Source organism: Corynebacterium sp. CTNIH16, from assembly GCF_032821655.1.
Taxonomy (GTDB): Bacteria; Actinomycetota; Actinomycetes; order Mycobacteriales; family Mycobacteriaceae; genus Corynebacterium; species Corynebacterium marquesiae.
On record NZ_JAVBIG010000006.1, the window covers coordinates 22,422 to 35,630 of the forward strand.

Annotated in this window: 10 protein-coding genes; 2 read left to right on the forward strand and 8 right to left on the reverse strand. The window is 60.3% G+C overall.

What is annotated here, in order from left to right:
- Positions 1–102: 102 nt before the first annotated feature.
- Positions 103–1,239: a glutamate--cysteine ligase gene (locus tag RAE04_RS06930; RefSeq protein ID WP_317026871.1), complete on the forward strand. Its 1,137-nt coding sequence runs from the start codon at positions 103–105 to the stop codon at positions 1,237–1,239.
- Positions 1,240–1,263: 24 nt separating this feature from the next.
- On the opposite strand, the gene RAE04_RS06935 is transcribed toward RAE04_RS06930, so the two are convergent.
- The 8 genes from RAE04_RS06935 to RAE04_RS06970 form a co-directional block, all read right to left on the reverse strand.
- Complete coding sequence (locus RAE04_RS06935; protein WP_317026872.1) at positions 1,264–2,763, reverse strand: glycosyltransferase 87 family protein; 1,500 nt, start codon at positions 2,761–2,763, stop codon at positions 1,264–1,266.
- 15 nt (positions 2,764–2,778) lie between these two features.
- Complete coding sequence (locus tag RAE04_RS06940) at positions 2,779–3,159, reverse strand: monovalent cation/H(+) antiporter subunit G (RefSeq protein ID WP_239273377.1); 381 nt, start codon at positions 3,157–3,159, stop codon at positions 2,779–2,781.
- Positions 3,156–3,431: a monovalent cation/H+ antiporter complex subunit F gene (locus RAE04_RS06945; RefSeq protein ID WP_005325614.1), complete on the reverse strand. Its 276-nt coding sequence runs from the start codon at positions 3,429–3,431 to the stop codon at positions 3,156–3,158. The genes RAE04_RS06940 and RAE04_RS06945 overlap by 4 nt, the downstream gene beginning before the upstream one ends.
- A complete protein-coding gene (locus tag RAE04_RS06950) occupies positions 3,431–3,958 on the reverse strand; it encodes a Na+/H+ antiporter subunit E (RefSeq protein ID WP_317026873.1) in 528 nt (175 codons plus the stop codon). The genes RAE04_RS06945 and RAE04_RS06950 overlap by 1 nt, the downstream gene beginning before the upstream one ends.
- Positions 3,951–5,777 carry a Na+/H+ antiporter subunit D gene (locus RAE04_RS06955; RefSeq protein ID WP_317026874.1) on the reverse strand — a complete coding sequence of 609 codons (1,827 nt, stop codon included), beginning with the start codon at positions 5,775–5,777 and terminating at the stop codon, positions 3,951–3,953. The genes RAE04_RS06950 and RAE04_RS06955 overlap by 8 nt, the downstream gene beginning before the upstream one ends.
- Complete coding sequence (locus RAE04_RS06960) at positions 5,770–6,270, reverse strand: Na(+)/H(+) antiporter subunit C (RefSeq protein ID WP_198492095.1); 501 nt, start codon at positions 6,268–6,270, stop codon at positions 5,770–5,772. Before RAE04_RS06960 ends, RAE04_RS06955 begins: the two co-directional genes overlap by 8 nt.
- Entirely contained in the window at positions 6,271–9,252 is a 2,982-nt protein-coding gene (locus tag RAE04_RS06965; protein WP_317026875.1) for a Na+/H+ antiporter subunit A, read from the reverse strand. It abuts the gene before it with no gap.
- A 331-nt stretch (positions 9,253–9,583) separates the two neighbouring features.
- On the reverse strand, positions 9,584–10,951 hold the full coding sequence (locus RAE04_RS06970) for a M20/M25/M40 family metallo-hydrolase (RefSeq protein WP_317026876.1): 1,368 nt from the start codon (positions 10,949–10,951) through the stop codon (positions 9,584–9,586).
- Between the two features lie 228 nt (positions 10,952–11,179).
- Here RAE04_RS06970 and RAE04_RS06975 point away from each other — a divergent pair, with 228 nt between their 5' ends.
- A complete protein-coding gene (locus tag RAE04_RS06975; RefSeq protein ID WP_317026877.1) occupies positions 11,180–13,150 on the forward strand; it encodes an OPT family oligopeptide transporter in 1,971 nt (656 codons plus the stop codon).
- Positions 13,151–13,209: the final 59 nt, after the last annotated feature.

A 13,209-nucleotide genomic window follows, 5' to 3' on the forward strand; every position in this document is an offset into this window, starting at 1 on the left:
GGACTTTTGTGATCTGAACTTTTCCGCACCTGCAAGGCCGCCGGTAAAAGTAGGTTAAATAAAATTCATGTCTTAATACCTGTCAGCCGTTAAGCTGAATGGGTGAAGATCCCGGCAGAACAATTCGCCCGCTCTCCCGAACCAACGCTCGGCGTGGAATGGGAGGTAGCGCTCGTGGACCGCGACATGCGCGACCTCGTCCCGCGCGGTGCGGAACTTATCGATCTAGCCAATGCGACCCACCCCGATATCCATCTGGAAAAGGAATTTCTCCAAAATACGGTGGAGCTAGTCACAGGCATTTGTCACACCGTGCCGGAAGCAATCGCTGACCTACAAAATTCCCTGAACGCGGTGGAAGAAGCTGCCGATAAGCTGGGTGTAGATGTCTGGGCCTCTGGCGGCCACCCGTTTACGGATTTCCGCGAGAACCCACTTTCGGATAAGCCCAGCTATCAGGAAATCATCGCGCGCACTCAGTACTGGGGCAAGCAGATGCTGCTATGGGGCACGCACGTGCACGTGGGCATTAGCCATGAGGACCGCGTATGGCCCATCATCAATGCATTGATGACTAAGTACCCCCACCTGCTGGCCATTTCTGCGTGCTCGCCTGGGTGGGAGGGCCTAGATACCGGCTATGCCTCCAACCGCACCATGCTGTACCAACAGCTGCCCACCGCAGGTATGCCGTATCAATTCCGCGATTGGGCCGAGTGGCAGTCCTATATGCGCGACCAAGCGATTTCCGGCGTTATTAACCACACCGGTTCCATGCACTTTGATATTCGGCCGGCGTCCAAGTGGGGCACGGTGGAGGTGCGCGTCTCTGATGCGACGTCCAACCTGCGCGAGCTCTCCGCCATCGTGGCGCTGACCCACTGCTTGGTGGTGTACTACGACCGGCTTATCGACGCTGCGGAGCCCCTCCCTACCCTGCAGCCCTGGCACGTGGCAGAAAATAAATGGCGCGGTGCCCGCTATGGCTTGGATGCGCTGGTGATTACCTCCCGTGAGACCGATGAGGCCTGGGTTAAGGATGAGCTAGCGGAGATGGTGGATGAGCTTAGCCCCATTGCGCGCGAGCTGGGATGCGTCAACGAGCTAAAACTCATCCACGAAATTATCGAAGGCGGTGCCGGCTATGAGCGGCAGCGCCGTCTCTTCAAAGAGACCGGCAGCTGGCGCGAGGTGGTCGAGGAGACCTGCCGCGAGTTGCATACCTTCCGCCCGCTCTAAAGCGGCGGGCAGGCGGGCCTGGGGTTAGTCCTCGGAGCGCGAGTGGCGACCGTAGGCCGGGGTATCGGGGATATTGGTGATGTCCTGAGCCGCCGGGAAGGCGCGCGTTTCCGGCCCTACCGCGGGCATTTCTGCCGTTTCATCGCTGACGGGTTGCGCTGCCCGTGGATGACCCTGGCCCCTCCGGCTCGTAGCTTCCGTATTAAACGAGCGCGCCGGGAGTGCCCCGGCCTCCGCGGAAGCAGGTTGCGCACCAGCGGGCTTTGCACCAGCGGGCTGCGCAGGTAAGTGGTGGCGGCCCGGGGCGGGCGCTTCCTCTTCCGGTTGGGTGCCAGGGATAAACCCCCACACCGCGTAGAAGGCGATAAAGAGGACGCCGGCGCCGGTGAAGGCCAACATTCCCCACGGCTGCAGATCCCAGTGGTTGAGCGAGCGGCTAGCCGCAGATAGCCACACGGGTGCGGAGATGAACGGCAGGGTCACCGCACACATGGCGAGCACCGACACGAGGCCAGCGACCTGCGCGCCAAGGATGCCGGGCAGGCGCTTGCCCAGACCCTGGTTGACGGCAACCAGCACGACGACGGCCAGCGGCACCGTCCACACCCAGTGGTGATACCAAGAGAAGGGGGAGACCAAGCAGGAGCTGATGCCGGCAAGCGCAAGTGCGGCAGAATTATTGCGGTGCTTCATCGCGGTGCGCAGCGCCAGGCAGGTCAAAATGAAGACCACGACCACGGCGGCGAGCCAGATCCAGCCGCCATCGATGCCCCATGCGCGGGCCATCACCGAGCGAATGGACTGGGCACCTGGGTTGGTGTGTTCGCCCACGCGGGAGGACTTAAAGATAGCGTCGGTCCAGAAATCGGCGGCATCGGGAATGGTCACGAAACCAATGGCAACGGTCACCGCAAAGGTAAGGATGGCGATGATCGCTTGCCACCAGCGCTTCTGGAAGAGCAAGACCAGACCCATATAGGCCGGGGTGAGCTTCATACCCGCGGCCAAACCAATTCCGATGCCCGGCAAAGCGCGCTTGCGCGGGAGGATGTCCAAGGCCACCAGCAGCATCAAAAAGATGTTGATCTGGCCAAAGAATAAGGTGCCGTGCACCGGCTCATTCGCCGGGGTGCAGCACAGCAGCAAAAGGCCCAGCAGCCACATTGCCGGGGAGAGCTTGAGACCGCGCTCGCGCAGGACCAGCATAATAACCGTGAACAAGGCGAGGGCGGTGCCGCCCTGCCAGAGAAGGATCAAGGGGGCGTCGGCAAGCCTGGAAAGCCACGTGAAAAGAGTTCCGGAAAAGGGCGGATAGGTAAAAGGCAGGTCGCCTATGTAAGCGTTATCGTAGAGATCCGCGCCTTGGGCCACCTCTCCGCCGGCGAGCCAATAAATCTTCAGATCCAGGGGAACGCGCCACACAAAGGCGCTATTGCCGTCGAAGATGCTGAAGCGGTAGACGATGACGCCGATAAGGGCGGCGAGCAAAGTCACCACAGTGGGAAGCCCATAAAGCTTTTTCACGGTGAAAAGCGTCTCCTACTTGCGGCGCAGCGACTTCGCGGCGGGTCGGTCGTTGCGGGACATGGTTTCCTCGGTGCCGTACAGACCCTCGCGGCGTGCAATACGCGAGGTGCGCTGCGCGGTTACCGGGCTAGTGAACATGGCAAACAGTACCAGCAAAACGAGCATTCCTAAATCCCCCCGCTCGGCAACGCTGAAGGATTCCGCGCCCGTGATGCGGATGATTGCGCCAAGAATGGTGAGGATAAGACCGGTGGTCTGCGGTTTGCTCACCGCGTGTACGCGCGACATCGTGTCCTTGAACCGGGCGACGCCGATGGCTGCGGCCAAGGTGAGGACGCTGCCGCCAATAATGAGGATGAGCGAGAGTACATCTGCAATAAAAGACCAGCTCATTGGCTATCCCTCTTCCTAAACCTGGTGACGGATACGGTGGAGATGAATCCCAGCAGTGCAATGACCAGCATGGCTGAGACCACCGTGGTATTAAGTGACCAGCACATATAGGTAGCCAGCGCGCACTGGAACATCGCGGTAAAACCATCCATACCCACCAAGCGGTCCAGCGAATTGGGGCCGGTGACAATGCGCCAGACGGTAATGAGGAAGGAGACCACCAGCAGCGCGGCGGCCACCAGCAAAATTGCGTTATAGATCTGGGGATCCATTAGGGGTGGCTCCTTTCAAAGATGTCGATGAATGAGGCCTCCAAACGGGCCACAGCATTGATTTCGCGCTGGATTTGTTCCTCATCGTGGGCATCCAAGATATGGACGGTAATCATGCGGTTTGCAATGTCGATATCGGTCACCGTGCCGCCTGGCTGCAGGTTGTACAGCGTTACCGCCAAAGAGATAGCAAACTCATTATCCAAGCGCATGGGCAGCTCCAAGATGGCGGTCTTGGGTACCGGCTGCGGGCGCACGGCCAGCCATCCCACCTTGAGCGAGGCGTAGAACAACTCCCAGAACCAGCGGACCATAAATGCGATGAGCTTGCCCCAGGACACGTCGATGCCGGCGATAGGCATGGCCGGAAGCGGCAGCGCAAAGACAATGACGACGCCGATGATAAGCCCGGCCACCAGGTTGCCCACGGTGACCTCGCCCATGAGCATGCACCACATGACTACCAGCCAGACGATGAACCACGGGCGGAAGCGGTGGCGCAGGCCGGAAAAGCGCGTGTTAGTCATCGCTAATATCCTTCCTCTTGGCGGCATCCGGGGACTTTACGTCGGTGGAATGCGCATCGCGCCCACCGGCTTCCGAGTCGGTGCGGGCATCCAAACCTGCTGAATCCGGCGGCTCCGCCTCCGGGGAAGGGTTGCGGCGATTCTTATAGGAATCAGCGCCGCCGGTGTAGCGCTCCTTCTGGTTGAGGTGGCGGGTGGGGTCATCCGCGCGGTCGCCCAGTACCGCGTACTGGTAAATGGACGTATCCTGCGCGGATTCGGCCGCGCGTGAGGTGATACCGGAAATCGGTCCGGCCAAGAAGGTAATGGACGTAGACGCTGCCACCAGCAGGGTCGTAGAGGCGATCATGCCAAAGGGCACCCTGCCTACATCCTGGCGAGAAGAAAATTCCACCTCATCGGTGATATCGGAAAGCGGGGCCGGGCGGGCGAGCGCCACGTTGCCTTCTGGGGCATCGGCGCGGTCGCGTTGAAAGCCCTTGGCCCACACCAACATCATGACGTAGAGCGTAAGCAGCGAGGTGACTACGGCACCGACGATGAGTACCCACGCCATCCAGGAGCTTTCATTCGCACCGGCTTGCAGCAGGATGACCTTGCCCAGGAAACCGGAGAACGGCGGGATGCCGCCCAGGTTAATGGCAGGGATGAAATACAAGATTCCGATGAGCGGGGCAGAATACATTAGCGAGCCCAAACGGCGCAGCGAAGACGTACCGGCCTGGCGTTCGACCAGTCCGACCACGAGGAACAGCGCAGTCTGGACCAGAATGTGGTGTACGGCGTAGAAGATGGCGCCGGATAGCCCCTGTGCGGTTCCCAACGAGACGCCGAAGATCATGTATCCAATGTGGCTGACCAGGGTAAAAGACAAAAGGCGCTTAATATCGGATTGCGCGATGGCGCCCAAAATTCCCACCAGCATCGTGGCGAGGGCCACCCACATGAGCACGGTATCGAGTCCCCCGGCAGTGAAAATGGAAGTGCGGGCGCGGATGATGGCGTAGACACCCACCTTGGTCAGCAGGCCGGCGAAGACGGCCGTGACTAGCGAAGGGGCCGTGGGATAGGAGTCCGGCAGCCAGGCATCCAGCGGCACCACGGCGGCTTTAATGCCAAAGGCGACGAGTAGCGTGGCAAAGATGGCGGTACGAGTTCCTTCTGGAATTTCCTGCATGCGCTGGCCGATCTGGGCCATGTTCATCGTGCCCACGGAGGAATACACATAACCCAACGCGAGCAAGAAGATCATTGACGAAGCCATGGACACCATCACGTAGCCCACGCCGGCGCGAACTCGACCGGCTGAGGCGCCTAGGGTCAACAGCACATAGGACGCCACGAGGAAGACCTCGAATCCCACGTAGAGGTTGAAGAGATCGCCGGCCAAAAAGGAGATATTAACGCCCATGGTCAGCAGCATGTAGGTGGGCAGGAATACGGCCACCGGCTCGTCCTTGGTGCCATCGCGCACGCCCTGGGAAATGGCGTACCAAATGACAGAAAACAGCACTACGGAGGAAGTAAAGAGCATGACTGCAGAGAGGCGATCCGCCACGAGTGTGATGCCCACCGGGGCGTCCCAACCTCCTATCTGCAGGGTTTGGATGCCTTCAAAATCCGCTATGAGGATGAGTAAGGCATTGACTACTGCGGTAAGGAGCAGCGAGAAAAACACGATCTGGCGCTGCGCATTGGGAATGCGGCCAAAAATCAATGCGAGGGCCGCGGCCACTGCAGGGATGATAATCGGCAGCGGAATGAGGTATCCGATGTAGGGAAAGAGGACATCGACAAGCGGCTGTACGGTCTCACTCATCGTGGGCTCCCTTTACTGGTTCCTCGAAAGATGCGGGGCCGAAATTATCGCCTTGCTTGGTGGCGCGGCCCGTAGTCGGATCATTGGACGCATCGTGGTCTGGGCTGGCGGCCGCATTGCCGGGGCGTGCGGCCTTGGCGGCAATTGCGGTATCTTCCGCGTCATCTTCAATGACATCGTCTGTACGGTAGCGGTACTGCCGGTATGCCAAGGTGAGGATGAAAGCCGTCAACGCCATGGAAATGACGATGGCGGTCAGAATCATTGCCTGCGCCAGTGGATCCGCAATCTCGGCGCCGTAAGGCTCCGACTCGCGGCCATCGATAGGCGGGGAACCGGCCGAACCGCCGGACTGCAGCAAGAAGAGGTTGGCGCCATTGCCCAAAAGCAACAGTCCAAGCAGCATTTTGGTCATGGCGCGGTCCAGGAGTAGGTAGACGCCCGCGGCTACAAGCACACCGGCGGCCAAGAGGAGGAAGAGGTTGGCTTCCATTTATTTCTCCTTCCCTGTGGTGGCGGTTGTGCTTGCTGTAGCGGCTTGTTTCTTTTCCTTGCGCTGGGCCCGTTGCGCCTTTTGCTTGGCGGTGCGTTGGCGTTGCTGCCGGGCCAGCGAGCGGGCGCGATCGCGGGCACGTTGCTTACGCATATCCTCTTCCTCATCCAGTTTGGCGCCCAAGGAATTCAGGATGTAGAGCGTGAGCCCCACGACGATGAGGTAGACACCTGCGTCAAAGACCAACGCTGAAGGCAGTGAAACCTTGCCGATGAGCGGAATCTCCGGCGAGGTGTATCCGCTGGTAAGCGGCGGGTGTCCAAAGAACATCGGGGTCACCGTGGCCAGTGCGGACAGCAAGAGACCGGTGCCCATGGTGCGGCCGGCATCAATAGGCAGGGTTTCTTCCAGCTCCGCGCGCCCACCAGCCAGGTAGCGCAAGATGAGCGCTAGCGCTGCGACGAGGCCGCCGGCAAAGCCGCCGCCAGGGGCATTGTGGCCGGCAAAGAAGAAGTAGAAGGACAGTGCGACCATGGACGGAAAGAGCACGCGCGTGGAGACATCGATCATCAGCGAGCGGTTGAGTGCTTGCTCTGATTCCACCCCGGCGGCCAGCCACCGCCGGCCGGTAACCCGCAGGGTGGGACGGCGGCTTTCGCGGCCGAAGGATTGGGTGCGATAAATCAGAGAGACCACGCCCAGTGCGGCGATGATGATCACCGTGATTTCGCCAAAGGTATCCCAGGCGCGCAAGTCCACTAGCAAGACGTTGACAGCATTGGCGCCGTGTCCAATCTCTTTGGCCAGATCCGGCATGAACTCGGAGATGGGCATAGACTGACGTGCGTTAATAGCAAACATCGCCACCACGGTGACGGTAAGGCCCGTGCCCACGGAAAGCCACGCGCGCAGGCGCCCCATCTTAGGGTCCTGCTTCCACTCGGTGGAGGCCGGCATGCGGCGCAGAACCAGCATGAAAAGAACCATCACGATGGTCTCAGTCAGCAGCTGCGTCAGCGCCAAGTCCGGCGCACCGTGCAGAGCGAAGATGAAGGCGAGGGTATAGCCAGTCACCCCGACGATGATCACGGCTGATAAACGATTATCGGTGACCGTGGCGGCTACGGCGGCCACCATGATGAGGAAGGCGGCGACGATCTGCCAAGGATTTTCCGCCACAATCATGCGGATATCGGTGAGATCGCCCTTGATGATCATAGCCAGTGGCAGCAGCATCAATGTGGCAAAGATGACCGTCAAGTTCAGCTGCAGGGAGCCGCGCTGCGTGGTTGCCGTCGTGCGCAGCGAGAGCTGGCGCAAAAGAGCGATGACCGAATCATAGGCATCATCCGCATTGCCCAGCGCAGGATAGGCGAATTGCCACTTGACCAGGACCTGGCGTTGCCAGTGCATAATAATACCGCCCACGATAATGAGTGCGGAGAGGCCGAGTGCCACGGTAAGTCCATGCCACAGGGCTAGTTCGCTATGCTCCTTCGGGGCGAAGGTGGAGTCGAGATGCTGGTCAAAGGCCGCCGATAGGGGCTTGGGGAACACACCAAGTGCCACGGTTAGGGCAGTGAGCAGGGCAGGAGAGAGCCATAATCCCATAGTTACGGGATGCATCTTGGCGACGGCCTCTGTCGGCTCCGTTCCATTGACCTCCTTCTTGGTAGCAAAGGCACCCCACAAAAAGCGCAGCGTATAGGCCATCGTGAGGATAGAACCGAGGACATAGGCCACAAGCATCATATTGCGTGGCATGCCGACCAAGAGCTCCTCGTGCATGGTTGCTTCCAGCACGGCCTCTTTGGCCACGAAGCCAAATAGAGGTGGGACGCCGGCCATGGAGAACCCGGAAATGATCGCAATGCCGAAGAGGAATGGTTCTTTGCGCCCCAATCCGGATAGCTTGGTGATATCCCTTGTGCCTGAGCAGTGATCGATAGCGCCGACGACCATAAAAAGCGCCGCCTTAAATAGCGAGTGTGCAAAGGTCAGCGCGAGACCGGCCTGCATGGCTTCCCGCGAGCCTACGGCCATGATGGAGGTGATAAACCCTAGCTGGGAGACGGTGCCATAAGCCAAAATCAGCTTCAGGTCGCGCTGCTTGAGCGCCATCCAGCCGCCGAGCAGCATGGTAAATACGCCTAGGGAGATAACCACCACGTGCCAGGTGGCTACCTCATACATTGAGGGCGCCAGGCGCCCGATTAGATAGATGCCGGCCTTAACCATCGCGGCGGAGTGGAGATAAGCGGAGACTGGAGTCGGTGCCGCCATCGCGCCGGGGAGCCAAAAGTGCGCCGGTGCAATTGCAGACTTTGTCAGTGCGCCCGCCAAGATGAGCACGATGGCCACCGTGACATAGGGTGTCTGCGCAAAGTTTTCATAGGCGGAGATATCACTAAAGGTCCACGCCCCAGTTTGCCGTCCGAGCAAGATAATGCCCATGAGCATGGTTAGACCACCCAGAGCAGTGACCATCAGCGCCTGCTGTGCCGCGCGGCGGGAGGAGGCTCGTTCCGCATAGTAGCTAACCAAGAGATAAGACAGCAGGGAGGTAATCTCCCAGAACACGTACATAAGCAGGAAATTGTCCGCGGCCACTAGACCAAACATGGCGGTGGCAAAGCCCACCATTTGCGCCGCGAACATGGCCAAGCGGCGCCGCGTGCCGTCGAAATAGCCCCAGCAGTAGACCAATACCAACGCGCCCATGCCCAAGATGATGAGGCTAAATAGCGCGCCTAGTCCGTCTAAGCGGAGGTCAAAACTTAAGTTCGCGGACGGCATCCATTCCACAGTGTGCTTAACTGCGCCACCGTCTGCGAAGGTGCCGCGCAGAAAGTGCATGAGCGTCCACACAAAGCCTGCGCCGGGGACTAAGGCCAAAATTCCAAATGCCGGGCGACCCATTCGCATGATGAGCAGCGGTGCTACCAGGGTGGCGGCGATGAGAGTACCCAGGAGTATTAGCACGTTGGTTACTGCGCTCCTTTTGGTTGTGTCACGTTCTCTTGCCCCGCTGCCGCGAATACCACGAGCATCACAACTAATGAGAGACGAGAACATTCACGAGCCGCACGCCGCTGAGTACGCCGCGGTGGCATAGTGCAAGCAACATGGCCGAGCGCGGGGCCAGCTTTTTGCCATTTTACCGGCTTTTCTACGGCTTGGAAAGAATTATTTTTGGCACTGTATTATATGCTGCTGTTTTGCGGCATAAAGAAACCCCGCTCCTTGGGGAGCGGGGTACGCCGCAGCGCCGCGGCGGTAGGTAGGGCCCAGGCTGGGCTAGGGGGCGCAAGCCTTAGGAATAGCGCTGCAAGAAGAGTGCTTCCGCGGCGGCGATGTTCTCGATCTCGGTGGGGTCGACGGACTCATTGGCGGAGTGGATCGTGCACTTTGGCTCCTCCACGCCGTAGAGAGCGATCTCCGCGTTGGGGTGAGCCTCCTGCAGCTCGGTGGTCAGCGGAATGGAGCCGCCCATGCCCTGTGCGGCCGTTTCCTTGCCATAAGCCTCAGACAGGCACTCGCCCAGCAGGGCAGCGGCTGGCTTTTCGGGATCAGTGGCAAAGCCAGCGTTGGATTCCAGTACCTCGGCCTTAACATGGGCGCCCCATGGGGTGTGGGCGCGGAGGTGATCACAGACGGCGTCGGCAATCGCGGCGGCATCGGCACCGGCCGGAACGCGCAGGTTGAGCTGGGCGGAAGCGGTGGCGGGCACGGCATTGACCGCCTCCGAAACCGGGGTGGAGGTAAAGCCGGTCACGGTAATGGCCGGGCGGGACCAGACCATGTTGGCCACCGGGGTGGCACCGGCCGGGTCGTCTTCGCCCATGATCTTGGTGCCCTCCAGCAGCTGCGCATCGGCGCGGAAGGCTTCGGCCGGGTACTCCTGGCCGGACCACTCGGCGGTGGTACCCACGCCGTCGATAACGGTGCGGCCGTACTCATCGGACAGGGAGTCGATGGCGCGCATCAGCGCCTTGGCGGCATCCGGTGCCGCGCCGCCAAACTGGCCGGAGTGCACGGCGGAGGCCAAGGTATCGACCTGCACGCCAATCTGCGCGCCGCCGCGCAGGGACGTGGTCAAGGTCGGCTGGCCCACAGCGGCGTTGCCCGCATCGGCGATGAGGATGGCGTCGGCAGCAAAAAGCTCCGGGCGGTCCTTGATGAGCTGGGACAAGCCCTCGCCGCCGCGCTCCTCGGAGCCCTCGATGAGGTACTTCAGGTTCGCCTTGGTGCCGCCGTTATTGTCCACCGCGCGCAGAGCGGCCAAGTGCATGGCCACATTGCCCTTGCAGTCGGCGGCGCCGCGGCCATACCAGCGGGTGGAGCCATCGGCGGCCTCGCGCTCGGTAAGGGTGAACGGATCGGATTCCCAAGCCTCGCGGTTGCCGGCCGGCACCACGTCATAGTGGGAGTACAGCAGTACCGTCTTGGCGCCTTCATCGCCCTTGCGCTCGCCCAAGATGGCGGTGGAGCCATCGGCCGTGGTGATGGTTTCCACGCTCACTCCGGCTTCTTCCAGTGCGGACTTAACCCACTGGCTTGCGCCCTTGGTCTGGTCCTCCAAACCTTCCTCGTCGTGGACGGAATTAAAGGCCACGAGCTCGCTGAGCTGGCGGAAAATGGTCTCGCGATCGTTGCGAATGCTTTCATTAAGTGCAGTCATGTTCTCTACGGTACCCGCCCGCCCCAAGCTATAGAGCAACCGGAATAGGAAAACACTGGGGTGGTGAACTAAAATTTTTTCATTCCACCCTGTGCGGATTTTGCCCGTTCGGACCCTATTCCGGGAAGAAACCGGCGCCAAACAGACAGAAACGGACGTGGCAGGCCGCGGTTTGCTACGCAGGGTGAAACGAGAAACTTTCATAGCCGAGAATAGAAAGGACCTGGCATGGCGAACGCATCATCCGCCGCAGGTTCCAAGGCCACCTTGCCCGAGCTGACTCTGCGCGGCATCATTATCGGTGGCCTGATTACCCTCATCTTCACCGCTGCCAACGTGTACTTAGGCCTGAAGGTGGGCTTGACCTTTGCTACCTCCATCCCGGCCGCCGTGATTTCCATGGCGGTGCTGCGCCGGTTCAAGGGCCACAACATTAAAGAAAACAACATCGTGCAGACCATCGCCTCTGCTGCGGGCACCCTGTCCGCCATCATCTTCGTCCTCCCGGGCCTGGTGATGGTGGGGTACTGGCAGGGCTTTGGCTTCCTGCAGACGGCCGGCGTGTGCATCATCGGCGGCGTGCTGGGCGTGATGTATTCCATCCCGCTGCGCCGCGCTTTGGTCACCGGCTCCGATCTGCCCTACCCGGAGGGTGTGGCTGCGGCCGAGGTCCTCAAGGTGGGCGATGAAAATACTTCCGGCACCAGCCAGGAAGAAAATGCCAAGGGCCTGCGCGTCATCGTCGCCGGTGGCATTACCTCGGCCGTAATGGCGTTGCTGACCGCAATGAAGGCCGCCGCCTCCGAGGTCACCGCCTATTTCAAGCTCGGCGCCGGCGCGACCACCCTGGGTACAAGCCTTTCTACTGCCCTTATCGGCGTCGGCCACTTGGTGGGCCTGCCGGTAGGCATTGCCATGCTGGTCGGCGTGGTGATTTCCTACTTCATTTTGCTGCCCATTTTCACCACCGGCGATATTACGGGGGCCACCGCGCTTGCCGACGTCGTCGATACCACCTTTTCCGATGACATCCGCTTCATCGGCGTGGGCACCATGGCCATCGCCGCCATATGGACCCTGCTGAAGATTGCCGCTCCCATTGCTGTGGGCATCCGCCAGTCCCTAGCCTCCTCGCGTGCGCGCAAGTCCGGTTCCGCCGTGGACGTCACCGAGCGCGATATTCCCTTCCCCTATGTCGCCACCACCATCGTGGCGTTCATGGTGCCTATCGCGTTGCTGTTGTGGGACTTTGTGCGCGGTACTGATATTCACGACCACATGGCCGTGCTCATTACTGTATCCGTCCTCTTTACCCTGCTGGTGGGCCTGATTATCGCCTCCGTGTGCGGTTACATGGCCGGCCTGATTGGTGCATCTAACTCGCCAATTTCCTCCATTGGCATCATTGCCGTGCTCGCTGCCTCGCTGCTCATCGCGGCCGTCACCCGCGGCACCACTGCGGATCCTTTGTCTTTGGTGGCCTACACGCTCTTCACCGCGGCCATCGTCTTTGGCATTGCTACCATTTCTAATGACAACCTGCAGGACCTCAAGACCGGTCAGCTTGTCGGCGCTACTCCGTGGAAGCAGCAGGTAGCGCTCATTATCGGAGTGGTCTTTGGCTCCTTGGTCATCCCGCCGATTCTGCAGGTCATGCTCAACGGCTTCGGCTTCCAAGGTATGGAAGGCGCCGGCGAAGACGCCTTGGCCGCCCCGCAGGCCGCCCTGATGTCCTCCGTTGCCTCCGGCATCTTCGATAGCTCGTTGGATTGGAACCTCATCTTCATCGGTATGGCCATTGGCGCTGTCCTTATTATTATTGACGAGCTCCTGCGCAAGTTCACCGATAAGTACTCGCTGTCCCCACTGGCCGCCGGCATGGGCATGTACCTACCGGCCGCCCTGACCATCGTCATCCCCATCGGTGCCATCCTGGGCACCTTCTATGACAAGTGGGCCGCGAAGCAATCTCACCCGGAGTTTGCCAAGCGTATGGGTACCCTCCTGGCCACCGGCCTCATTGTAGGTGAGTCCCTGTTCGGCGTGGTCAACGCCGGCATCATCGCCGCCGCGGGTGGCGAGAGCCCACTGGAAATCTTTGAGGGTGGCGCCTCCGCCACCGTGGTGGGCGTGGTCCTCTTTATTATCGCGCTAACGTTTATCTACCGCTGGACCAAACGCACGGTGAAGAGCTCCTAGTCTCTGAACCATTCCTTATATAATGGCGTCCCTTCGCGGGGGCGCCATTTTTTCTTGCA